This window comes from Eubacterium sp. MSJ-33 (genome assembly GCF_022174665.1).
Taxonomy (GTDB): Bacteria; Bacillota; Clostridia; order Lachnospirales; family Lachnospiraceae; genus Coprococcus_C.
Window position 1 is genome coordinate 277,227 of sequence record NZ_CP076562.1, and the last position, 24,659, is coordinate 301,885.

The window sequence follows — 24,659 nt, forward strand, 5'->3', positions numbered from 1 at the left end:
GAAGAGGTGATGGTATGAAGATTGGATTGATTGGAGCTGGCAGAATGGGCTTTACGCTCGGCAGACATTTATCCGATTTCGCGAAGACACATGCAGAGATGCTCTGTGTGGATGGTTTTTACAGTCGGAATCCGGAGAGTGCGAGAGAGGCAGCGAGATTTACTGGTACGAAATACTATGAAGACATGGAGACATTGGTTCAGGCGTGTGATACTATATTTTTAACGGTTCCGGATGGACAGATTGCGAATGTGGCAGACGAGATTGCAGCTAGTTCGGTGTGTCTGGATGGAAAAACGATGATTCATACAAGTGGGGCTTTATCCTCACATATATTTTCTGGTATGGGTAGTCGCGTAAGCGGGTATTCAATACATCCTATTTATGCAGTGAATTCGAAGACGGATTCCTACATACATTTCCAAGACTGTTACATGACAATTGAAGGCGAAGGAACGAAGACACAGGAACTGATATGCCTGTTTGAGAAAATGGGACATACAATCCGACAGATCTCCGCAGACCAAAAGGCAAAATACCATGCATCGGCAGTATTTGCAAGCAATCTGGTGATCGGGCTTTATAAGATGGGGACTTCCCTTCTTTCTGAGTGCGGATTTACACCGGAGGAGGCAGAGCATGCACTGATGCCGCTTTTTGCAAATAATGCAGAGAATATGGAACGCTTTGGCTGCGAGAAGGCGTTGACGGGACCGGTCAGCCGCGGTGATGTGGCAACGGTAGAAAAGCATCTGCAGGCACTTGACGGCGATACGCGAGAGGTGTACCGGCTGCTTTCGAAACAGTTGTGTAATGCGGACAGTCAGGCAATTCAAACTATATTGGATATGAAGGAGTAAACCATGAAAAAAACAGTAACTACTTTTGCAAAGGCAAAGGCTTCCGGCGAGAAGCTTACAATGTTGACAGCATATGATTATTCGACAGCCAAGCTGATGGACGAGGCAGGTGTGGATTCGATTCTGGTTGGCGATTCGTTAGGGAATGTCGTACTTGGATATGAGGACACAGTCTCTGTAACGATGGAGGATATGATTCATCACGGTGCTGCGGTTGCACGTGGTGCGAAGGAAGCTTTGGTGGTGATTGATATGCCGTTTATGTCTTATCAGACATCGGTCTATGATGCAGTTGTAAATGCGGGACGTCTGATGAAGGAAGGTCGTGCCAATGCAGTGAAATTAGAGGGTGGTGTGGAAGTAGCACCACAGATTAAAGCAATCACACAGGCAGGTATCCCGGTGTGTGCACATATCGGGCTTACCCCACAGTCTATCAATGCATTTGGTGGATTCAAAGTACAGGGAAAGACGGAAGCGGCTGCACAGAAGCTGATCGACGATGCGCTTGCCGTACAGGATGCGGGTGCATTTGCAGTGGTACTCGAATGTGTACCGGAGAAGCTGGCTACGCTTGTGACAGAGAAGTTAGATATTCCGACCATCGGTATCGGTGCCGGAAATGGCTGCGACGGACAGGTGCTTGTATATGCAGATATGCTTGGCATGTTCAGTGATTTCACACCGAAGTTTGTAAAGCGGTTTGCAGAGACCGGCGCGATGATGAAGCAGGGATTCGGGCAGTATATCAAGGAAGTAAAGGAAGGCACATATCCTTCCGCAGAGCATACTTATGCGATCGCAGATGATGTAATCGAGAAATTGTACTAAGGTGCGAAAACATTTACGTGTTCTAAAAGAGTTGTGCATAATTTCAAATTCCACGCAGACGCGCTCTCGCTCGGTTTAGTACCAGCGTGCTTCAACGGTCTGCGATAAAATTTGAATTATGTACAACTCCATATACACCTATTATGTTTTCGTTGCTTTACAATAAAACTTTGAATATTGAAAGGAAGAAATAATATGGAAATTGTAACAACAGTGAAGGAAGTTCGGGATAGAGTCAAAGCATGGAAGAAGGAGGGCAAGCAGGTTGGTCTGGTGCCGACAATGGGATATCTGCATGAGGGACATAAGAGCCTGATCGACAAGGCAGTTGCAGAAAATGATGCGGTTGTAGTCAGCGTATTTGTAAATCCAATGCAGTTTGGACCAACCGAGGATCTGGCAAGCTACCCAAGAGATTTAGAGGCAGATGCAAAGCTGTGCGAGGCAGCCGGCGCAAGTCTGATATTCCATCCGGAACCGGAGGAAATGTATAAGGATGGTTTCTGTTCTTTCGTTGATATGAACGGACTTACCAATGCACTGTGTGGATTGTCCCGCCCGGTTCATTTCCGTGGTGTATGTACGGTAGTGAATAAGCTGTTCAATATTGTACAGCCGGATAAGGCATATTTCGGTGAGAAGGATGCACAGCAGCTCGCTGTAATCAAGCGTATGGTTACCGATCTGAACATGGATATCGAAATCGTTGGATGCCCGATCATCCGTGAAGCAGACGGACTTGCAAAGAGCTCTAGAAATACGTATCTCTCTCCGGAGTCCAGAAAGCAGGCAGTGATCTTGTCCAAGGCAATCTTCCTTGGTAAAAAGATGGTAGAAGATGGCGAGCGTGACGCAGCGAAGATCAAGAAGGCTATGACTGACCTGATCAACACAATGCCGCTTGCAACGATCGATTATGTGGAGATCGTAGATGGTATGACTATGCAGAGCATCGACACATTGAAGGGTGACATCTTGTGTGCAATCGCAGTCAATATCGGCGGCGAAGCAAGACTTATTGATAATTTCCACTATACAGTTTAGGAAGAAAAAGGAGATACATGTATGACAGTCAATATGCTGAAAAGTAAAATACATCGCGCAACGGTAAAGCAGGCAGAACTGCAGTATGTCGGCAGCATCACGATTGATGAGGCACTGATGGAGGCGGCTGGCATCTTTGAATATGAGAAGGTGCAGATCGTTGATATCGAAAATGGAAACCGCTTCGAGACTTATGTAATCGCCGGTGAGCGTGAGAGCGGCATGATCTGCTTAAACGGCGCTGCCGCAAGACAGGTGTGTGTCGGAGATAAGATCATCATTATGTGTTATGCAGATATGACGCCGGAAGAGGTACAGACACATAAGCCGAAGGTTGTATTTGTTGATGAGGAGAATAAAATTTCAAGACTGACAAATTACGAGAAACATGGTAGACTAGAGGATATGTGAAATATATCTTGATCAGGAGGGAACATTATGCTTACAGGAAAGAAGATCGTGCTCGGTGTGAGTGGTGGTATCGCAGCCTACAAGATGGCGAATGTTGCAAGCATGCTTTCCAAGCTGCATGCAGACATCCATGTTGTGATGACAGAGAATGCGACACATTTTATCACACCGGAGACATTTGAAGTACTGACAGGAAACCACTGTTATACAGATACATTTGACCGTTGCATGGAACTGCATGTACCCCATATCGCGCTCGGTACGCAGGCGGATGCAATTCTGATTGCACCTGCAAGTGCGGATGTAGTTGGCAAGATCGCGAATGGAATTGCGGATGATATGCTCACAACCTGTGTGCTTCCTGCAACCTGTCCGGTTATGCTTGCCCCATCCATGAATGTACATATGTACGAGAATCCGATCGTGCAGGATAATATGAAGAAACTTGCCTCCTATGGATATGAAATCATCGAGGCTGACGAAGGATATCTGGCTTGCCGGGATATCGGCAAAGGAAAGCTTCCGCCGGAGCATGTACTTGTGGATTATATTATCCGTGCCTGCGCAATGGACAAAGACCTTGCAGGAAAGAAGGTGCTTGTGACAGCGGGTGCCACACGGGAGTCCATTGATCCGGTTCGTTATATCACGAATCATTCGACCGGCAAGATGGGGTATGCATTGGCACGCATGGCGGCATTCCGTGGCGCTAAAGTTACACTTGTGGCAGGACCGACGAATCTGGAAGATCCATTGTTTGTCGATATGGTGAAGGTTGTTACGGCGGAAGATATGTATGAGGCAGTGACAAGCCGAAGCGCGGACATGGATATCATCATCAAGGCAGCGGCGGTTGCCGATTACCGTCCGGAAAATGTCAGCGATGAAAAGATCAAAAAGCAGGATGGCAACATGGCTATTCCGCTTACAAGAACAAAGGATATTTTGGCATATCTTGGCGAGCATAAGAAGGACGGTCAGTTTATCTGCGGATTTTCTATGGAGACGGAACATATGGTAGAAAATTCGAAGAAGAAGTTAGATAAGAAGCATATTGATATGGTTGCTGCAAACAACCTGAAGGTAGCAGGCGCTGGATTCGGTGTCGATACGAATATTATGACACTCATAACAAAAGAGGGAGAAAAAGAACTCCCTCTGATGAGCAAAGAAGATGTCGCAAATGCGATATTGGATGAAATCGTTGCAAAGATAAACTAATCATTTGGTATATCATGAAATCTGCCAGCGAGTTCTTCGGTTTTGACGATATTGATAAACGCATGTGGATCAATCGAACGAATCAGAGGAATGAGCTGGCGTTTTGCTTCTGTATTGATGACAGAGTAGATCAAAGTTTTCTCTTTTTCTTCATAACAGCCGATACCCTGAAACAGCGTGGCATCGTGGTTGGTTGTTTCCCGTATTGCTTTATAGATCTGTTCGGAGTAATCCGAGATGATAAATAATGTTTCTTTTTTGTATCGTTTATAAAGAATCTGAATCGCCTGTGTGCTGCAGAACTGGAAGATGATCGAATAAAGCGCAATCGACCAGCCGAAGAGATAACCGGCCAGAATCAGCAGCATAACATTTCCGAATAATATATAGTTCCAGGCATCGATTCCTTTGCGCTGGGACAGATAGATGCTGATGAAGTCTGTACCGCCGGTTGTCGTGCCGACATTTAAGCACAGACTGATGGCGAATCCGTTGATCAGACCACCGAACACGCTGTTCAGCATGGCATCCTGCGTAAATACATAGGCAGGCAGTATGTCGACGAAAATACTCGACAGAATGATCGTGAGAATTGAGTAGAGCGTGAATTTCCGTCCGATGAATTTGAACCCGATGTAGACCGGGATGATATTTAACAGGACATTTAGCAGTGTATATGGAACATGAATGTGCAGGAATTTCTGGAAGATCTCCTGCAGAAGCAGAGATAATCCGGAGAAACCGCCCGGAAATAATCCCGCAGGACGTGCGAAACAGCACAGATTCCATGCGAAGATGATGGACGCGAGGATAACGATGAAGATCCGGAATACCTGATAGAATTTCGGGTGTTTGTATTCAATGGATTGGAACATGGTGAACCCTCCTTTGCGGTGTGTGGAATTTGTTTCTTTTCTTCAAATTATAAATATAGTATACTATGATTAGTTGAATTTATAAATATGAATTAGGTAAAAAGAGGAACGAAAGTGAAGAAAAACGATAGCATAGAATTAGTGATAGAGGATATGGGAACGGACGGCGAAGGAATCGGACATGTAGCGACTGAGGACGGCAGAAGCATCGCAGTATTCGTGAAGGATGCCGTGATGGGCGATACGATCCGTGCCGCAATCACGAAAGTCAAAAAGCAGTATGTGTATGCGCGATTGGTGGAAGTAATTAAGCCGTCACCATATCGTGTAGAACCGAAATGTCCGGTGGCAAGACCGTGCGGAGGCTGTACCTTGCAGCATGTCAGCTACGAAAAACAGCTTGATTACAAATGGAACAAAGTCAAGAACTGTCTTTCACGTATCGGTGGAATCGAGCATCCGGAAGATCTGATGGAGCCGATCATTGGCATGGAGAATCCGTGGAATTACCGGAACAAAGCGCAGTTCCCGGTGGGACGTGACAAAGACGGAAAGGTTGTAACCGGATTTTATGCAGGCAGAACGCATACGATCATTGACACGCCGCATTGTGATATTCAGGCGGAGGGCAATGATGCGATTATTAAATGTGTGCGGGATTTCCTGCAGGAATATAATATTTCAACTTATGACGAGGAGACGCATACTGGTCTGATGCGCCATATCTTAACGAGGGTAGGATTTACAACCGGTGAGATCATGGTGTGCCTGATTATCAATGGCACGAAGCTCCCACATGCAGACGTGCTGGTGGAGCGGCTGTGCCAGATCGATGGAATGACGAGCATCAGCATCAATATCAATCAGGAAAAGACGAACCGGATTCTGGGAGATACATGCAAGACCTTATGGGGACAGGATTATATTACGGATTATATCGGTGATGTGAAATATCAGATATCACCATTGTCGTTCTATCAGGTAAACCCGGTACAGACAAAGAAACTGTATGACAAAGCCTTGGAATATGCAGATCTTCAGGGTGGGGAGACGGTCTGGGATCTGTACTGCGGTATCGGAACTATTTCGCTGTTCTTGAGCAAAAAGGCGGCGAAGGTGTATGGCGTGGAAATCGTCCCACAGGCAATCGCCGATGCGAAGGTAAATGCGCAGATCAATGGCATCGAAAATGTACAGTTCTTCGTTGGCAAGGCAGAAGAAGTGCTTCCAGCCGAATACAAGGAACACGGCGTATATGCGGATGTGATCGTCGTTGATCCGCCACGTAAGGGCTGTGATGAGACATTATTGCAGACAATCGCAGATATGCAGCCAAAACGGATGGTCTACGTGAGCTGTGATCCGGCAACGCTTGCCAGAGATGTGAAGCGCATGGGTGAGCTTGGGTATCAGGTGGAGAAGGTAGCGGTTGTGGATCAATTTTGTCAAGGGGGGCATGTGGAGACGGTAGTTAAATTGTCCCTAAAAACTGATACACCCAAATTTGAGGTTATTATGAAGCCTGATGAAGAGGGTAATTACACACCGGAGGAAAAGGTGACTTATCAGAAGATTAAGGAGTATGTATTTGAAAAATATGGATTGAAGGTACATTCTCTTTATATCGCACAAATAAAAGACAAATGCGGATTAAATAAAGAGCGTAAAGGGAACAACTGGAAGAAAAATGAAGATGCAAGAGTACCACAATGTACTTTGGAGAAAGAGGCTGCTATCATGGATGCCTTTATGCATTTTGGTATGATATAAAAATATTAAAGTAATGTAAAGATAAGTAGATGAAGTTGTAAAAAGAAGGTTATAATACACCTTCTTTTTTTTATGCAAAAAAATATCAAAAGGAGGATTTGAGAATGGTTACAGAAACAATCAAAACAACAATGAAGGAGTTCGCAGAAGCAGTCAGGGATGCTGTAGAAGCATCTTTGGGAGAGGAATATCAGGTGCAGATAAATGATGTGGTAAGAAATAATGATATGCACTTAACAGGGCTTGTTATCTACAATGGAATTAGTAACATGGCACCGAATATCTATCTGGAAAACTATTTTAGCCATTATCAGGAAGGGATGACAATGGATGAGATAAGTCAGGATATTATCCGTACATATGAGAAATACAGGGTATCAGAGAATTTTGATACAACAATATTCTTTGACTTCAACAGGGTAAAAGACCGTATCTGCTACAAGCTGGTAAATGCTAAGCGGAATCAGGAACGGTTGGCGGATACCCCATGTATGGAGTTTTACGATTTGGTGTTAGTTCCATATATTTTGATTGCAATGGATGAGAATGGTATTCAAAGCTGTCTGGTAAAGGATTATATGCTGGGAGTGTGGGATGTCAGCAAAGAAACCCTGTTTGATTTGGCAAAACAGAATACACAGAGATTATTCTGTAGCAGGGTGGAATCCTTGAAAAATGTAATAATGGGTATTATGAAACCGGAAATGAGTGATGAAGAAGCAGATGAGTTCTATGAAATGAGTGAAGATGTGGAGGAAGCTGTTCCCATGTATGTATGCACGAATTCTTCTAAAATGTATGGTGCAGGTACTATATTCTATGATGGTCTGCTGAAAGACTTTGCAGACCGTATAGGCAGTGATTTTTATATCTTGCCAAGCAGTATTCATGAAACATTGTTTATTCCTGCATCCGCAGGGATGGATGTTGAACTTTTGAAGGAAATGGTGCGAGATGTAAATCATACAGAAGTTTTGCCCAATGAAATCTTATCTGACAATGTGTATTACTATGACCGTAATTCAGACCATGTGGAAATAAGGTAATTCTGAATATAGAGGAACAGAAAATGGGTAAGAATCAGGAAAAAATAAAAGAAGCCCTTGACCGTATTGAAGATGGTCTGGCTGCTATCAATTCAGATGAGAACTGGCTCAGTTATTTGTGTTTTCAAAGCAAGTTTTATAATTACTCATTTGGAAATACAATGCTTATCTATTCGCAGAATCCGCAGGCAACTTATGTGAAAGGATATAAAGCATGGAATCAGCTGGGAAGATATGTTAAGAAGGGAAGCCGGGGACTGGCTATTTTAGCTCCGTGTTTTCGCAAGACGGATAAAATGGAACAGGAGGAAGAAATATTTTATCAGAAATCTGAAGATGAGAAAAAAAAAGAAAGAGTTATTTCTGGCTTCCGTGTCACATATGTTTATGATATTGCTGATACAGAAGGTTCCGATGAATATTTGCCTGTGCTTGTAAAAGGTCTTACAGGAAACAGTAAAAAAGAAAGGACTATTTATGAAAAGATATTGAAAGTCGTATCAAAAGAGCATACAGTGAAGGAAGTCACGGGAACTGCTGCTAAAGGCTCTTACAACCTTGAAACAGGAGTAATTTGCGTCAGGGGTGATTTGGATTATTTGCAGAAAATAAAGACCCTGTTACACGAATACGCACATTCCATTGATTTTACACTTCATCCGGAACAGGATGTAAGACACAACCGCAGGGAATTGATTGCTGAATCGGTGGCTTATGTAGTAGGTGTGAATCTGGGACTTGATACAAGCTCCTATTCCATGAGTTATATCAAAAGCTGGATGCAGGATACGGATGAGTTAAAAATCATTGCTGATACGGTGCAGAAGATATCGGCACTAATTATCAACAATTTTAATGATTTAGAAGATTAAAATGTATTGCATTTCGCAAGCATGCTAACTATAATATAGTTAGATAAGGAGGCGATGATTATGGCTAGGACATCAAGCATATATGCAAGGGTTGAGCCTGAATTAAAAGAACAGGCAGAACTTGTATTAGACCAGTTAGGAATTCCGATGTCTAATGCGGTTGGTATGTTTTTGAGACAGGTTGTTTTGCAACGTGGCATTCCCTTTGATATGAAATTACCCCAAAGTCAGCCATTAGCATATGGTTCGCTTACAAAGGAACAATTTGACGCAGAAATTAACAAAGGAATTAAGGATATAGACGAGGGCAGGGTCTATTCAATAGATGATGTTGAATCAGAAATGCATAGGGATTTTGGTATATGAGTTTTAGAATACAGTTTACGTCTGGTGCAAGACAGGATTTGAGGGATATATTTGAATATATTGCATTTGAATTACTTGTGCCGGATACAGCAAAAGCACAGACAAAGAGAATTATAGACGAAATAAGGACGTTAGATGTGTTCCCTATGCGTTATCCACTGTATGAAGATGAGCCTTGGCACAGCATAGGACTTAGATTTTTTCCTATAGATAATTATTTGATTTTTTATCGGACTGATGAAGAAAAAGAAATTGTGAGTATAGTGCGAATTATGTACGGTGGGAGAGACATTAGCAGACAGTTAAGTGAATAGTATGGTAAAACAGGCAGGTAATGAGTAGTTATCTGCCTGTTTTGTATATCCATTCAAAATGTAATTTATACAATCTAATCATTGGAAGGTTGTCTGTCTGTTTCCTGTATCTTGGAAGAATCTCTTTTTTCCATATCGTGTAGGGCATATTCGCAAGCCTGTATTACAAAACTGGAAAATGATACATTCTGGTTCTGAATAGCAGCTTCTATTCTTTGGATAAGTGGGACAGGAAAACGGATAGTTTTATTTTCGGATTCTTTTTTGTCTTGTTTTAATTGAAATGCCATAGCTTTACCTCCTATATTACCTATGATATTGCAAATGATTTGTAAAAGAAGCACTATACAATGCAATACAAAACGTATTGCAAGTGAAAAAAATTTGTGCTAAAATCGAGAAGATAAGATGGCTAATACAGAGTGAGAAGCCATATTTATAAAAAATGAAAAACTTAGATGAGCCTTGAAAATTGAATATATAGTATCCTTTAAGGGGTCAATCGCCGTTGGCGATGGACTTAGGAACATTTAGAAATTTTAATCACAGCATTAGTACTTATTTTGGCGATGGGGCTATCAATGGTAGCCTGTGTCAGTAATGAAGGCAAAGGAGATAATAACTATGGGTACAATCATATTTGCTCTGATTGTCATCTGGGCGTTTAAAGATGGCTAACCAGACGATTAAAGCATATCAATAACACCTGACTATGCTGGCTCAGAAATCCAAACCAATAAAGTGTATCATGTATACCACTTTGAAAAATATTTAACTCAAAATAGGAAGATAAAAAAGGGGGATAATTATGAAGAAACTAAAGAAATTCATAAAACCAATGTTAATGCTCGCTCTTGTTATCGGAGCTGTATTTGCTATCAATGGCTGTGCCAAACAGACAGATGACGACGGCACACAGACCGTAACCGAAGCTACTGAAACAGACGCAACTGTAACCGATGCAGGGGACACGGACGATAAGACTGACACAGCAAAGACCAAGTCCAAAACTGTCAAGGCAGATGCTGCAAAGACTGGTAAGACTGAGAATGACTCAGACAAAAAGCCATCAACACAGGCACCTGCTACGACTGAGGCACCGACAACTCAGGCTCCTGCTCCTACCACAGAGGCTCCGACAACTCAGGCTCCGAGAACCGAAGAGCCTACAACCGCTCACCAGCATACATGGAAGACTGTTGTAGATAAGGATGAGTGGGATGAGCCAATCTATGAGGAGCAGGATGTGTATGAGAACCACAGCCGCTGGCCTGATGGAACTCTTGCAGATGAATTACGTGACTCTTGTGCAAAACAAAGATGGTGTGCAGACCATTGTGTAAGTTGCTTCCCTAATTGTCCAGACCCAGACCCTGCTGGTAGATGTGCACTTAGAATCCTTTACGGGACAGAGTGGGTTGGTACTGAAAAAGTACAGACTGGTACAAAACACCATGATGCCGTTACACACCAGGAGTGCAGTGTCTGCGGTGCCAGAAAGTAACACATGAAATAAAAGGCTCTGATAGCGATATCAGGGCTTTTTTCATGTTATGCTTTCTTGTGTGGTTCAAGGTTCAGGATAAAAAAGTAATGCCATAACTATGGCTTACAAATATACATAGACAGAAAGGGGAATGAATTATGTCTAAGAATGATATGGCAAAGAGTATTGCCAATGTGCTTGTCAATGAGGCTAAGATTGATGTTATCGACCAGATTCTGGGAGACCATGACACCACCGAAGACCCAGAGACAACCAAACAGAACATCATCAGCAAGCTGATGGCTGAGAGTAATACCGAGGTGTGGGAGCTTTACAAGGAGTCATGTTATGCTTTCTTGTGTGGTTTAAAGTTCAGGATAAAAAAGATATCTAAAAATTATGATACCAAAATTAAAAAGCAGCCCGTCTATAAAAAGTGTACCATTTGATATAAGCAACCCAAAGTAATTTAGTGTATCAAGATGATGAAAAAATCAATCCACTAAGAGCGAATGTACCATAACAAAAAAGCAACCCGTTCTCGATTAGTGTATCAGAGGTATTGAGCAACCCCAAAAAAGAAAATGCACTCTTAATGTCCAAAAACCCAGAGATGGTAAGTGTACCAATGGGCATCAGAAAACCATTTACGATAAGTGTACCAAATGCTAACATCAACCCGAAAAAAAGTGTATCATTGCGAAATAGAACCCCCCAAAGTCGTAAATGTACCAGAGGTATAGAGCAACTCACTGAGTCATAGTGTATCAGAGCTTGATAGGAAACCATAAGATTACAGTGTGTCACCCATAATTAAATAACGTACCTGCAAACTATCCAATTTATAATTCCAGAAACAATGAACGGAATATTAATAGAAAATACAAGGATGGAAAATTCACAAAAACAGAAATACAAAGTGACAATATTCTCACAAAGGTCTGCTTCATGCACGAAAGGTGCGTGGGGTGGACTTTTTTTTTTAAAAATCTATGGTCTTACTGTGACCATAAAATATCCTGTTTGTTGCAAGAGTTGCTGTCAATTTTATGGTCATTTCAAGACCAGATTCGGTCAAAAAATGTCCACTGGCTGGTGTGAAATAATAATCCCAAATTTGGTCAAAATAAAACCACAAAATATCCAATTACAAAAATGGCAATTTTATGGTCTGAATCAGACCTTAAATTATCCAATTAGAATTGCACATCAATTTTATGGTCAAATCCGAACCCAAAATTATCCAATTAGAAAACAACCAAAATTAAATGGTAATATTCAACCCAACCTGAAACCATAAAATATCCAATTAAAAGACAGCCATAGCTTTATTGGATATTTTAAACCCAGCTTGAAACCAAAAACTATCCAATTTACAGATAATTGGTGTCACCAAGGTCAAAATCAGACCATAAATTATCCAATTATCGTTTTATTGGACGTTTTACACCCATAATCAAACCAGAAAGGAGCCAATTATGATATCATATCTCGTCGCTATGTACATCAGCTATAAACTTACACGAAAATTCCTGGAATGGTGGGATAACCGCCATAGGTAACGAAAATAAGCAGTCACGGGGCATTGCCCCTCATGTGACTGCTTATTTTTTTCTCTTGACTGCCATAGGTATTGCTGCAACAAATTAACATATCAGGGCAGATACAGGGCTTAAAACAGCCTCGAAACCGTTCAAATTTAAAAAATTTAAAAGTGTGACAAAATTAAAATCAATCTTAAAAGTGACACACTTTTAAAAAATTTAAATTTGGTGTTGATTCCAGCTTCAAGTGCCGCATGAAGTTAAAGTGAAATCAGCACCGAGACAGGAACGGGAATTAGACTGCACCAAGTCCAGAACCTGTCAGGTTTTACATCGATTAAAACATGAATTTAAAAAATTTAAATTTAACAAAATTCTATCAAAATTCCAAATTTAAAAGTGTGTCACAACCCCCTCATAAAATTTAAATTTAGCCCTAGTCATCACAAGAGTTTACCATGAAGATTTAAAAAATTTAAAAAATTTAAACGCAAATTATAACATAAATTTAAATGCCCTAAACCCAGTCAATCATTGAACTTAGACGTAGTTTGTGAAGTGTTAATTAAAATATTAGGCAAAGAAGTAAAAGGGCATAAGGGGTCGTGACACACTTGTATTTTCGCTCGCTGCCGCTCGTTCAAATGCAAGTGTGCTCGGCATAGCCGAGACGACTGTCCTACGTTCGCTGACGCTCACTTCGGCCACTTTTCTCCATTCGCTGACGCTCATTCCGAAAAGCCCTTACTGCGGTGGTGGCATTCGCCACACACCTTGCCCTACGCTTCGCTTCGGGTGCCCGCAAGGGCTGCCGCCCCTGCACCCCGCTAGGTGGCGGATCTGTTATAAAATGTGCTCAAAATCTGCACTCCATTTATTTAAGTGTGTCATCCATTCTTATAAGAATTATTTGTGTTTAGCAAGCTATAGTCTTATAAAAGACCACAGACTTTGTAAACTCAGCGGGCTTTGCCCGCAGATGAGATATGAAGAGAGAAAACTTTACTCTTGTTCGTGTATCTACAAAATAAAAGATGGAAGGGAGATAATTATGATGGGTACAATTTTGTTTGCTCTGATTGTCATATGGGCTTTTAAGGACGACTGACAGGAATCCTTCAAATTAATTGCAAATTTATAATAACTTATAATAACAGTAGTAGGATAAAATGATGCTTGACAGAGAATTGAGAAAGAGCTAAAAAATTTTAGCTGGCGAACCGTCAGTCTTAGTATTTATCGAGGTATAACGAATAGTCAGAAATTTCATGAAAAATATTCCAACAACGAAAAAATTATCGAGGAATCCCCAATTATCTTAATATCATCGAGAAAATCCGAATTACAAAAATTTAATCGAGAAAAACAATGAAAACTTTTGAAAAAAACATAACTGTCCCAGTGCGTTATTTGATGTTTTATTCAGAAGTTTTTTTATTTCTGAAAAATTCATAATGCAAGGGTCAGCAGGAAGAAGGAGGCGGTAGACGGAAAATAGAACAGCAACCTATAAAAAGCTGTAAAGGAGAAAATGAAATGAATAATAGAATCATAGCAAAGGGGTTAACCCTTTCCAATGATATGTACAAAACAAAGCTTAACAATAATGACATGGTTATAGGTGCCTCCGGTTCCGGAAAAAGTACAGGATATGTGATTCCAAACATCATGCAGGGTAATGAAAGCATGATTATTGCTGACACCAAAAGTATTCTTTACCGGCAACTGCAAAAAAGACTGGAACAAGCGGGCTTTGAAGTACATGTGCTGGATTTTGTGAATCTGGAACATTCATGTAAATACAATCCGCTCGATTATATTCCATTTAACAAAAAAACCGGAAGATACGGAGAAAAGGAGATTATGACTATTGCAAATGCAATGATTCCTACACGGATACAGGATGACACCCTTTGGGAGGACTCGGCTAGGCTCGTACTGGAATGCCTGATTTCGTTCGTACTGGAAACGCTTCCCGGTCATGAAAAGAATATGGCAAGCGTTACCGGACTATATAAGGTTTTAGCAGGCAGTGTCGGATATCGTCTGTTTGAGGAGTTGGAAGCAGAGAATCCTGACAGTTTTGCAGTTAGGCGGTACAAGTCGTTTCAGTCTATTTTTTTTGCGGAACGAACTTGGGGCTGCATTGCACAGTTTGTTTCGGACGCTCTGGATTTGTATGATTTTTCGGATGCATGGACAATGTTTGACGGAACAGGCAGTTTCCGGTTTTGTGATATGGGCAGAAGAAAAACAGCATTGTTTGTCAATGTCAGTGATACGGACAGAACCTTTGACAGGTTGATAAATGTCTTTTATGCACAGGCATTCCATGAGCTTTGTAAAGAGGCAGACAGCCGTAGGAATGGCAGACTAAAGGTGCCGGTAAGAATATTTCTGGATGACTTTGCCACCAATGTATATATTCCGGATTTTGACAAGATTATTTCAAATATCCGTTCAAGGGATATCTCCGTCAGCGTGATTTTACAGAGCATCAGCCAGTTAGAAACTCTGTATTCACCGGAACAGGCAGTTACCATATTAAACGGGTGCGACCATATGTTGTATCTGGGCGGTCAGGATGTTGAGACTGCCGGATATATCAGTGAAAAGGCAAATGTGCCGATGGAACGGATTCTGGATATGGGGCTTGACGATGCCTACCTATTTGAGCGTGGCTCTGCTCCCCGTAAGGTAAATAAAGTCAATTTATACGAAAAGGAGAAGGATGAGAATGGAGACAATGTCACTGGAAACTCTGATAGCAAATGCAAAAGAGAACATAACCAGTCGGGACGCATACATTCAGCAGGCTATAGAGCAGCTAATGAAAGCACCGCTTCGTCTGTTTATTAATCGTTCCCGTAAGAGAGAAGTGAATGACCTGGTAACGATGAAAATCATATTAAAATATCTGAATCTTTCGGATGCGTATCTGGAACAACCGTTCAAGGATTTGATATATCTGATACTGGCATATGCCGGCTCCGAGGATGAGGATAAAAGGATTTCTGCCGGGAATGCAATTATGCATCTCGCAAAGTTGGTATCCGGTAACAACTGGTATATATACAAGAGATAAAGGGGGAATTGCAATGAAGAAATCGCTGGATGAAAGAGTCAGGCTCTGCAATGCCGGGTGTCAGGGATTTTACAGTATGGAGGACAGGTTGCTGAATCTGAAAGTATCTGACATGCTGAAGCATCTGGAAAAGCAGGACAAGGATATTACAAACAGAATACAGAAGGATGAGAGAGAGAATGAAGCCCTTGGAGATGTGATAGAGCAGATGATGGAACCCTTTGTGAATGGGTATATGCCGCAGGAGAAGGTTCCTTATCTTATCTATTTGTTACTGATAGAGCCGTTTGCCATGTGGATAAAAGAAACCGGTTATGTGCCGGATGATGAATTCCTTACCCGGGCCGGTATTATCGGTCTACCGATAGAAACGTCCGGGGATATTCCGTATGGTGAGAATCTGTTCGGTGATGACTGCTATGATTATGACGACTGTGATTGCATAGTATGATATGCTTCATAGCATCCATAACACCGGGCATACCTATGACAATGACCGATATGGAGATAAAGGAAAGGAGAATTACGATGCGAACACCAAAACTAATGAAGGAAACCGCAAGGGGCTGTGAGCTTTACTTTTTAGAGGACAGTTTTTTCCATAACAGGGAAATATTCATGACGGATTATGTAGATGCAGATTCGTCAAATGAATTAATTAAACAGCTTTTATATCTGAATCAGGAAAATCCGGAGAAAGAAATCACCATATATATCAATTCTCCGGGAGGGGAAGTTATCAGCGGACTTGCAGTATATGACTGCATCCGTCTGATGCAGGCACCCATAAGAACTGTCTGTACCGGTATGGCAGCCAGTATGGGTTCCATACTGTTCCTTGCCGGGGATAAAAGAGAGATGCTTCCTCATACGAAAATCATGATTCATGACCCGGCATTTCATAATCTCGATATTGGCGGTGTAAAGCCTTTAGAGATTCAAAAAGAGGTAGACAGAATCATGGAAACAAGGAATATTCTGTGCGGAATTATCGCAGACAGAACAGGAAGGACAAAGGAAGAAGTCTTTGAGAAGACGAAAACAGACAGTTACTTTACGGTTGAGGAAGCCATGGAATTCGGACTGGCAACGGCAGTTGTAAAGTCCCTGTAAGGAGGTGGAATACATATGGAAGCAGGTAACAGAATTCTTGCAAAAGGAGTCAGTGTTTCAAATGATATGCATAGAACCCGGTTAAACAATAATGATGTCATAATCGGTGCCTCCGGCTCCGGGAAAAGTACCGGGTATGTCATTCCGAACATCAGACAAAACAGCGACAGTATGATAATAGCTGATGCTAAGAACAGTCTGTATCGGAATCTGCACAGGGGACTGGAAGCAAAAGGCTATACAGTCAGGGTGTTGGACTTTGTAAATCCTCAAAAATCCTGCCCCTACAATCCCCTTGCTTATATCAGAAGCAACCCTAAGACAGGGAAATGGAAGGAGCAGGATATTATGAGTATAGCGGGCATGATGATTCCGACAAGATGCAAGCGTGACCCGTTCTGGGAAGAATCTGCAAGAATGGTACTGGCAAGCCTGATTGCATTTGTAAAGGAGGCACTTCCGGTAGAAGAGCAGAATATGGTAAGTGTCACAAGACTTTCTAAAATGTTAAACGATACCGAGATGATAGAGGCGATGTTTATTCATTTGGAGGAGGAAGAACCGGACAGTTTTGCAGTCAGAAAGTTCAAATCCTACAGAGAGGTTATGTTTACATCGAAGAAAACATGGTGCTGCATTTTACAGTATTTGAATAAGGCTTTAGCCCTGTATGATTTTGCGGAAATAAGCACCCTATATGGGAAAACTACCACGTTAAAGTTGGAAGAACTTGGTCAGAGAAAGATAGCTCTGTTTGTCAATGTCAGTGATACAGACCGGACATTTGATGTGCTGGTAAATGCCTTTTACACACAGGTGTTCCGGTCTCTGTGTGCGGAGGCAGACAGGAATTCGGATGGAAGGTTACAGGTGCCTGTCCGAATCATTCTGGACGATTTTGCAACGAATGTTGTAATACCGGATTTTGAAAAGACCGTTTCGGTTATCCGTTCCAGAAACCTGTCTGTCAGTATTATTTTGCAGAGCATCAGCCAGTTGGAAACACTATATACGAAGCCACAGGCAGTTACCATATTAAATGGTTGCGACCACATGGTATATCTTGGCGGTCAGGATATCAGCACCGCAGAGTATATCAGCACCAAGGCAAATCAGCCAGTTGAGAATGTCTTAAACATGGAGCTTCATGATGCTTATATATTTGAAAGAGGAGCCAAACCAAGAAAGGTTGAAAAGATGGCAGTTTATTAAACATACAGGATTTGATGAAAGGAGTGAACGTTATGTTTGTGTGTCAGGATAAAATTGAGAAAAATATGTCTCTGCAAAAGGAAGATGTTTTTTATAGTACGATAGGCAGACAGAATAGTGGAAGTATCTATTCCAGGCTTCATAATTGTACAACTTTAAGTTTTCCAAAAACAGGCACAAAATTAGAGGAAAAATCCAATCAGCAAAATTATAACTGTCTGGTTCGTACAATGTCAGAAATGTTACAAAAGTATGCACCGGATATGGAGGTATAAGTTTATGGATGAATTGTTTTGCAGCCGTAAGAATAAGAAGTGCGTAATATACATCCGTGTAAGTTCAGAACGACAGGTGCAGGGCTACAGTCTGGAAGGACAGAAACGGTACCTGAAAGAATGGGCTGAGTTTGAAGGAATGACGGTATTAAATATCTATGTTGAACCGGGCAAAAGTGGAAAATCAATATCCGGGCGAGAAGTGTTTCAACGAATGTTAGATGATATAGCAACAAAAAGTGTGGATGCGGATTTTGTTGTTGTGTTTAAATTATCGAGATTTGGACGAAATGCAAAGGATATTTTAAATTCCCTGACATTTATCCAAAGGTATGGAGTGAATCTGATTTGTAAGGAGGATGGGTTGGATTCCAGCACTTCCATGGGTAAAATGATGATAACTATTTTAGGTGCTGTCGCTGAGATGGAAAGGGAAAATATTCTTACCCAGACTTATCTTGGCAGAACTGAAAAGGCTAAACAGGGTGGATGGAACGGAGGCTTTGCACCTTACGGATATGAGCTTGTAGATGGAAGGCTGGAACGGAAGGAAGAAGAAGCAGCTATTGTTGAACTTATCTTTGATAAATTTGTAAATGGCAGCATGGGATATTCTACAATAGCGGGATATCTAAACAAGCAGGGAATACCCAAAATGCCATCAAGAAATTCACATGGAAGGACCTTTATGGATTGGAATTCAGAACAAATCAAGCGAATGTTGGATAATCCGGTCTATACCGGCAGGGTTGCATTTGGGCGTACCCGATTACAGAAGGTAGAAGGAACAGAGAACGAATACCGCAGGGTAAAAACGGATGATTTTATTTTGAGTGATGAAATAGCACATGAGCCGATTATAAGTGAGGAGTTATTTGAGCAGGCGAGAGTAAAACGTAACTCCACTTCATCTACAGGATATCCATCAGTTGGAAGGAGTAGTAAACATCTGCTATCGGGTATATTAAAATGTCCGATGTGTGGGTCTGCCATGTACTCAGATACTGTCGTTTGGACAAATAAGAATGGCGAACGCAGGGTACGTCGTAAATATCAGTGCGGGCATTATGCAAAGGCAAAGAATGGTCAGTGTAAGAAGAATACGATATTAGCAGACTGGATAGAGAAAGAGGTTATACAATACACAAAGCTGCTGGTTAATAATGAACAGTTTGCAGAGGATGTGAAAAAGCAAATCGGTCAGAAGATGGATGTGTCAGAAATTGATGCAGAGATTGAAGGCTATAAAAAAAGCTTGAAGAAGCTGGAACGCAGCAAAGCAAATCTTGAACATGACATTGATAATATCGTTGCTGACGATAAAAATGCGGCTCGTAAAAGAAATGATATGAACAAGCGTCTTGATAAAATCTATGAAGAAATTTATAGCATTGAAGACCAGATAGAGGGATGCGAGATGAAAAAAGCATCTGTTGAACAGGATGCCCTGACACAGGAGAATGTTTATAAATTACTGTTGGTTTTCGATAAGTTCTTTGATAAAATGAATAAAGAAGACCAGCGTAGATTGATAGAAACAATGATATCAGCGGTATATTTACATCCAAAGGAAACGTGGAAAGATGGCGGTAATCCAATCAAAGAGATTAAGTATACATTTTTGGCAAGTAATGATGCCATGGAAACTTTGAGGGAAAAGTCCCCGTCCGTGGAGACGGTTGTTCTCTTGTCCCAACAAAAACCGGATGATGTAATTGAGGTTGAAATTGAATTAGATGAGCTGGATTTGACTTCGGCTGAGAGTAAGGCGACTTATGCGGAGATTAAGGAATATGTGCTGAAAGAGCACGGGTTGAAGGTGCCTAATCTGTATATTTCACAGGTAAAAAGGAAATGTGGAATAGAGGTTGGGGAGAATTATAACCTGCCTAAGTCTGAAGATAGCAGACAACCTCAGTGTCCGGAAGAAAAGGAAAAAGCGATAAGAGATGCGCTGGAGCATTTTGGGATGATTTAGAGAGGTGAGCACATGGCATTAAACTATACAGTGTATCAGTATGATGGCAGCAGGAACGCTGTTGTTATGACAGATATGGAGGGCAAGGAGCTTGTAATTGACTGTGATTAGGCAGAGGAGCAGGTCGTATTTGATGAGCCAGAGGATGCGGGGATTCTTGTCATACTTGCGAGGAAAGAGCCAGCAAGTTACGTAAGTATTGTAATGCGTCCGGGTGGATTGCAGGATTATGTGGATGTGTGGAATGAGTTGAATTAGTATATTCCTTTGTTGACAAAGGAAAGTCGGAGTGTTAGAATGGCTTTATCTTAAGGAGAGAGGTGAAAAGATGAGAAGATAATTTACTTTTGATTACATGAATGTTTATGCAGTATGAGCGATATCGCCCATACTACTTGTCGTGTTGCCAAAAGTGGATTATATTCTCATAACCTCTCTTTTTGTGTGCATAAAAATGATTACAATGTTGGGTGTATTTCCTTCTTTTGATGAACCATATGAGGTTATAGTATGTAATGGAACTGTTTGGCAACGAATGGTTCTTTTTTTATTGTAACCATGAGAGGAGGAATGTATATGGCACAAATTAGTATAAATAATCTCACCTTTGGATATGAAGGGAGTTTTGATTATATTTTTGAGAATGTTTCATTTTCGATTGATACAAATTGGAAACTAGGTTTTATTGGTAGAAATGGAAAAGGGAAGACAACTTTTTTAAATTTATTACTTGGAAAATATCAGTTTACAGGTTCCATAAGTGCATCAACGAAGTTTGATTATTTTCCTTATGAAATTGCAGAATACCAAAAACAAATGCCTGTGGCAGAATTTATGGAAGATTTGAAGCCAGGGTGTGAAATATGGAGAGTAATTTGTGAGTTGGAAGAGCTATCGGAAAGTTCAGAGATTTTGTATAGACCTTATTGTACCTTAAGTCCCGGAGAGCGTACAAAGATATTACTTGCAGTTTTGTTTTCACAGGAAAATGAGTTTTTATTAATTGATGAACCGACGAATCATCTTGACCAAAATGCAAGGGAGTGTGTGAAGGTGTATTTAGCTTCTAAAAAGGGTTTTATAATGGTTTCTCATGACAGAGATTTGTTGGATGCATGCACAGATCATTGTCTGGTATTGAATCGTTGCAGTATCGAAGTACAAAATGGTAATTTTTCGGTCTGGTGGGAGAATAAGCAACGTAAAGATATATTTGCGATAGCACAAAATGAGAAACACCGAAAGGAGATTCAAAAGTTGAACCATGCGGCAGAACAGGTTGCTAAGTGGGCAGATAAAAATGAACGCACCAAAATAGGATTTGATCCGATAAAAGAACATGACAGATGCTTAAGCACAAGAAGTTTTATAGGAGCCAAAACAAAAAAGATGCAGAGTCGTGTAAAGCAGATGGAAAAACGAATTGAAAGAGAGATTGAGGAAAAGGAGGGTCTTTTAGAAGATATAGAATATCCTAAAGATTTAAAGTTGTTTCAGCTTGTTCATTACAAAAATAGTCTTGTTAATGTAAAAGAGTATAGTTTGCAATATAAAGACTCAGATAAACCAGTGTTTCAAGGGCTGTCTTTTGACATTAAAAAGGGTGATCGTGTTGTATTATCCGGGAAAAATGGAAGTGGAAAGACAACAATTATTAGAAAAATCCTAGAAAAATGTAATTCCAATATAGGTGTTTGTATAATTGAAGAAGGACTATGTGAGGTGGCAAGTGGTCTTGTTATTTCATATGTTGGTCAGGAAACAATCGGACTTAAAGGTAATGTTACAAATTATTGTAAAACGCATGATTTGGATAGGAGTTTATTTTGTACCATACTTCGGCAGCTTGATTTTGGACGAGAGCAGTTTACTAAAAATATGGAAACTTACTCGGAAGGCCAGAAAAAGAAAGTTTTGTTGGCGACTAGTTTACTTACACCGGCACACCTTTATATTTGGGATGAACCATTAAATTACATTGATATTTTTTCGCGGATGCAGTTAGAAAGATTAATTTTAAAGTATGAGCCAACCATGCTATTTGTTGAACATGACAGGAAATTTTGCGAAAAAATAGCAACTAAGGTAATTGAATTATAATTTGAAAGGAGATTTGCTTTATGAAAAATATATTTGTTGAAGGTATTCAAGGATCAGGAAAAAGCACGCTGATAAATAATATTGTGAAGTTTAATCCTGAGTTACATGTATGTAGGGAAGGAGATTATTCTCCGATAGAATTGGCTTGGTGTGCTTTAATGTCGAAGAAGGAATATGAGGCTGTTTTGCAAAAATACAATTCGATAAGGGATGAAATTATAAAAAATACAGTTAGGGAACAAGAGAATTATATCATTACTTACACTAGGATAATTACGGATATTCCGGGATTTTATAAAGATTTGGAGAATTATGAAGTCTATAATGGGCGAAAAACTTTGGCGGAGCTAAAGGAAATTATAGTAACAAGGTTTAAAAATTTTACAGATACAGGATATTTATTTGAATGTTCTTTCTTTCAAAATGTAATAGAGGATTTAATTTTGTTTCATATGCTTAGTGATGAAGAAATTATAGAGTTCTATCGCAATTTATTTAGGTGCATTGATGCAAAGAAGTTTATATTATTTTATCTCTATAGTGATAAGTTGGAAGAGAATATTAAAATAATTCAAAAAGAACGCTGTGATGAGAATGGAAATGAGTTATGGTATCAGATGATGTTAGAATATTTGGTGAACTCTCCCTATGGGAGGAAACATGAATGTAGTGCTTTTGAGGATATGATCAGTCATTTTAAACACAGGCAAGAGTTAGAATTACGTATAGTAAAAGAAATAATAGGTAAAAATGCAGTTATTCTTCCAGCTAAAGAATATGATGTAAATCAAATTAGAACTTTGATTGGTTTTCATAATAAAATCAGTTATAATATAAGGCATATGAACAACAAGGAAATAGCATTGCTAGATGATTTCCTGTATGAAGCAATTTTCATTCCAGAAGGTGTAGATGCACCGCCAAAAGAGATTATAAATGCACCGGAATTACAGATTTATGTGCAGGATTTTGGCAAGCAGGAAGGAGATATTTGTTTTGTTGCTGAAGTTGACAAAAAGATAGTCGGTGCTGTCTGGGTTCGTAATATGGATGATTATGGACATGTAGAAGATGGTGTTCCGTCTTTTGCCATATCGTTATATAGAGAGTATCGAGGTCTTGGGATTGGAACTATGCTGATGAAACGGATGTTGGAAGAGTTAAAAGAAAGAGGGTATCAGAAAACTTCCTTGGCAGTACAGAAAGCAAACTATGCAGTGAAGATGTACAAAAATGTTGGCTTCGAGATTATTGATGAAAACGAAGAAGAATATATTATGATGTACGTGTTTCGGTAATACATAGGTAAGCAATAAAATGGATAGTAAAATGGTTCAATGTATGCGGAGAAAGTCTGATATGGAAAAGAAATGATTAACTGAAAATAGCACGATAATAACACATATTGTTGATGTCAACAATATGTTCATATCAGAATTGCGGACAATTTTTTTGACCGCAAAATGGATGGAGGAGCTTTATGGAAGAAGATAAAAAGAAAGATGAAATTGCAGTAATTGAGATTAATGAAGAATTTATGAAACAAAAATTGTATGAGTTTCGAGGATGCAAAGTTTTATTAGATGCAGATTTGGCTGAAGTATATGGATATGAACTTAAGGCGTTTAATCAGCAGGTAAAAAGAAATATAGAAAGATTTCAAAATGACATGATGTTTCAATTATCTGATGATGAAGTGGAATATTTGCGGTCACAATTTGTGACCGCAAATATAAGTAGCAAATCCCGCAGCAATCCTTATGTTTTTACGGAACAAGGTGTATACATGTTAATGACTGTACTAAAAGGAAAACTTGCGGTAAGACAAAGTATTGCATTGGTAAGAACCTTTAAGAAAATGAAAGATTACATATTAGAAAATCGAGATCTTATTGGTCAGCGGGAAATTCTTCAGTTAAGCATGGAAACTGCTAACAACAGAATCGAAATTAACAAAATCAACTCAGATATGATATCTCTGGAAAAGCAGATTTCAGATGTTGCAGAAGGGCTGAAAGATGTGATAACAAAATCTGAGTTGGCTGATATGATGAACAGCTTTGTTTCAGATGATGATGAAAGGGTTTTCTTATGTGGTGCTTCATCAAAAGATGCCGGGGCACGAATAACCAGTATTGTTGAAGATTATGGAATATTTAAATATGCCCCGGTTATTGCCACGTTGTTGAAAAATCCGACTTTGATTTTACCACAATAGAGTGAAAGATAATGTAAATTTGTAGTATTATCTGCATC

At 40.2% G+C, this 24,659-nt stretch carries 25 protein-coding genes; 23 read left to right on the forward strand and 2 right to left on the reverse strand.

Annotated elements, in window-relative coordinates:
- Positions 1-14: 14 nt before the first annotated feature.
- From KP625_RS01225 to coaBC, 5 genes are all read left to right on the forward strand, one after another.
- Positions 15-860, forward strand: a complete 846-nt coding sequence (locus KP625_RS01225) for a Rossmann-like and DUF2520 domain-containing protein (protein ID WP_238298832.1) — start codon at positions 15-17, stop codon at positions 858-860.
- A 3-nt stretch (positions 861-863) separates the two neighbouring features.
- A complete protein-coding gene (gene panB, locus KP625_RS01230; RefSeq protein WP_238298834.1) occupies positions 864-1,691 on the forward strand; it encodes a 3-methyl-2-oxobutanoate hydroxymethyltransferase in 828 nt (275 codons plus the stop codon).
- A 195-nt stretch (positions 1,692-1,886) separates the two neighbouring features.
- On the forward strand, positions 1,887-2,735 hold the full coding sequence (gene panC, locus KP625_RS01235; protein WP_117781682.1) for a pantoate--beta-alanine ligase: 849 nt from the start codon (positions 1,887-1,889) through the stop codon (positions 2,733-2,735).
- Positions 2,736-2,756: 21 nt separating this feature from the next.
- Complete coding sequence (gene panD, locus KP625_RS01240; protein ID WP_117781681.1) at positions 2,757-3,146, forward strand: aspartate 1-decarboxylase; 390 nt, start codon at positions 2,757-2,759, stop codon at positions 3,144-3,146.
- 27 nt (positions 3,147-3,173) lie between these two features.
- A complete protein-coding gene (gene coaBC, locus KP625_RS01245) occupies positions 3,174-4,367 on the forward strand; it encodes a bifunctional phosphopantothenoylcysteine decarboxylase/phosphopantothenate--cysteine ligase CoaBC (protein WP_238298835.1) in 1,194 nt (397 codons plus the stop codon).
- Here coaBC and KP625_RS01250 read toward each other — a convergent pair.
- On the reverse strand, positions 4,364-5,242 hold the full coding sequence (locus KP625_RS01250; RefSeq protein ID WP_118734231.1) for a YitT family protein: 879 nt from the start codon (positions 5,240-5,242) through the stop codon (positions 4,364-4,366). The two genes, coaBC and KP625_RS01250, sit on opposite strands and share 4 nt — an antisense overlap.
- A 114-nt stretch (positions 5,243-5,356) precedes the next feature.
- Between KP625_RS01250 and rlmD the strand changes: the two genes are divergently transcribed.
- The 5 genes from rlmD to KP625_RS01275 all read left to right on the forward strand — a co-directional run bounded on the left by rlmD (position 5,357) and on the right by KP625_RS01275 (position 9,610).
- Positions 5,357-7,012, forward strand: a complete 1,656-nt coding sequence (gene rlmD / locus KP625_RS01255) for a 23S rRNA (uracil(1939)-C(5))-methyltransferase RlmD (protein ID WP_238298836.1) — start codon at positions 5,357-5,359, stop codon at positions 7,010-7,012.
- Between the two features lie 104 nt (positions 7,013-7,116).
- Positions 7,117-8,058, forward strand: a complete 942-nt coding sequence (locus KP625_RS01260) for a DUF5688 family protein (protein WP_178017427.1) — start codon at positions 7,117-7,119, stop codon at positions 8,056-8,058.
- 23 nt (positions 8,059-8,081) lie between these two features.
- Positions 8,082-8,930, forward strand: a complete 849-nt coding sequence (locus KP625_RS01265; RefSeq protein WP_178017428.1) for an ArdC family protein — start codon at positions 8,082-8,084, stop codon at positions 8,928-8,930.
- A 60-nt stretch (positions 8,931-8,990) separates the two neighbouring features.
- Positions 8,991-9,296 carry a type II toxin-antitoxin system RelB/DinJ family antitoxin gene (locus tag KP625_RS01270; protein WP_178017429.1) on the forward strand — a complete coding sequence of 102 codons (306 nt, stop codon included), beginning with the start codon at positions 8,991-8,993 and terminating at the stop codon, positions 9,294-9,296.
- Entirely contained in the window at positions 9,293-9,610 is a 318-nt protein-coding gene (locus tag KP625_RS01275) for a type II toxin-antitoxin system RelE/ParE family toxin (protein WP_178017430.1), read from the forward strand. Before KP625_RS01270 ends, KP625_RS01275 begins: the two co-directional genes overlap by 4 nt.
- Positions 9,611-9,684: 74 nt before the next feature.
- Here KP625_RS01275 and KP625_RS01280 read toward each other — a convergent pair whose 3' ends face one another.
- Positions 9,685-9,900 (reverse strand): YlcI/YnfO family protein, encoded by a 216-nt coding sequence (locus tag KP625_RS01280; protein ID WP_238298838.1) that lies wholly within the window; start codon positions 9,898-9,900, stop codon positions 9,685-9,687.
- A gap of 518 nt (positions 9,901-10,418) precedes the next feature.
- Between KP625_RS01280 and KP625_RS01285 the strand changes: the two genes are divergently transcribed.
- From KP625_RS01285 to KP625_RS01345, 13 genes are all read left to right on the forward strand, one after another.
- Positions 10,419-11,114, forward strand: a complete 696-nt coding sequence (locus KP625_RS01285) for a hypothetical protein (RefSeq protein WP_238298840.1) — start codon at positions 10,419-10,421, stop codon at positions 11,112-11,114.
- Between the two features lie 140 nt (positions 11,115-11,254).
- Positions 11,255-11,545 (forward strand): hypothetical protein, encoded by a 291-nt coding sequence (locus tag KP625_RS01290; protein WP_238298842.1) that lies wholly within the window; start codon positions 11,255-11,257, stop codon positions 11,543-11,545.
- A gap of 410 nt (positions 11,546-11,955) precedes the next feature.
- Complete coding sequence (locus KP625_RS01295; protein WP_238298844.1) at positions 11,956-12,396, forward strand: hypothetical protein; 441 nt, start codon at positions 11,956-11,958, stop codon at positions 12,394-12,396.
- Between the two features lie 1,780 nt (positions 12,397-14,176).
- Positions 14,177-15,499, forward strand: a complete 1,323-nt coding sequence (locus tag KP625_RS01300; protein WP_238298846.1) for a VirD4-like conjugal transfer protein, CD1115 family — start codon at positions 14,177-14,179, stop codon at positions 15,497-15,499.
- On the forward strand, positions 15,471-15,725 hold the full coding sequence (locus KP625_RS01305; protein WP_238298848.1) for a hypothetical protein: 255 nt from the start codon (positions 15,471-15,473) through the stop codon (positions 15,723-15,725). The genes KP625_RS01300 and KP625_RS01305 overlap by 29 nt, the downstream gene beginning before the upstream one ends.
- Positions 15,726-15,738: 13 nt before the next feature.
- Positions 15,739-16,176: a hypothetical protein gene (locus tag KP625_RS01310; RefSeq protein ID WP_238298849.1), complete on the forward strand. Its 438-nt coding sequence runs from the start codon at positions 15,739-15,741 to the stop codon at positions 16,174-16,176.
- A gap of 77 nt (positions 16,177-16,253) precedes the next feature.
- On the forward strand, positions 16,254-16,838 hold the full coding sequence (locus KP625_RS01315; protein ID WP_176932378.1) for a ClpP family protease: 585 nt from the start codon (positions 16,254-16,256) through the stop codon (positions 16,836-16,838).
- A gap of 15 nt (positions 16,839-16,853) precedes the next feature.
- Positions 16,854-18,050 carry a VirD4-like conjugal transfer protein, CD1115 family gene (locus tag KP625_RS01320; protein ID WP_238298851.1) on the forward strand — a complete coding sequence of 399 codons (1,197 nt, stop codon included), beginning with the start codon at positions 16,854-16,856 and terminating at the stop codon, positions 18,048-18,050.
- Between the two features lie 32 nt (positions 18,051-18,082).
- Positions 18,083-18,325, forward strand: coding sequence for a hypothetical protein (locus tag KP625_RS01325; RefSeq protein WP_176931029.1), 243 nt, complete (start codon positions 18,083-18,085; stop codon positions 18,323-18,325).
- 4 nt (positions 18,326-18,329) lie between these two features.
- Positions 18,330-20,303: a recombinase family protein gene (locus KP625_RS01330; protein ID WP_238298853.1), complete on the forward strand. Its 1,974-nt coding sequence runs from the start codon at positions 18,330-18,332 to the stop codon at positions 20,301-20,303.
- 576 nt (positions 20,304-20,879) lie between these two features.
- Complete coding sequence (gene abc-f, locus KP625_RS01335; RefSeq protein WP_238298855.1) at positions 20,880-22,403, forward strand: ribosomal protection-like ABC-F family protein; 1,524 nt, start codon at positions 20,880-20,882, stop codon at positions 22,401-22,403.
- Between the two features lie 821 nt (positions 22,404-23,224).
- Positions 23,225-23,701, forward strand: coding sequence for a GNAT family N-acetyltransferase (locus KP625_RS01340; RefSeq protein WP_178920753.1), 477 nt, complete (start codon positions 23,225-23,227; stop codon positions 23,699-23,701).
- 182 nt (positions 23,702-23,883) lie between these two features.
- A complete protein-coding gene (locus KP625_RS01345; RefSeq protein WP_238298857.1) occupies positions 23,884-24,621 on the forward strand; it encodes an ORF6N domain-containing protein in 738 nt (245 codons plus the stop codon).
- Positions 24,622-24,659: the final 38 nt, after the last annotated feature.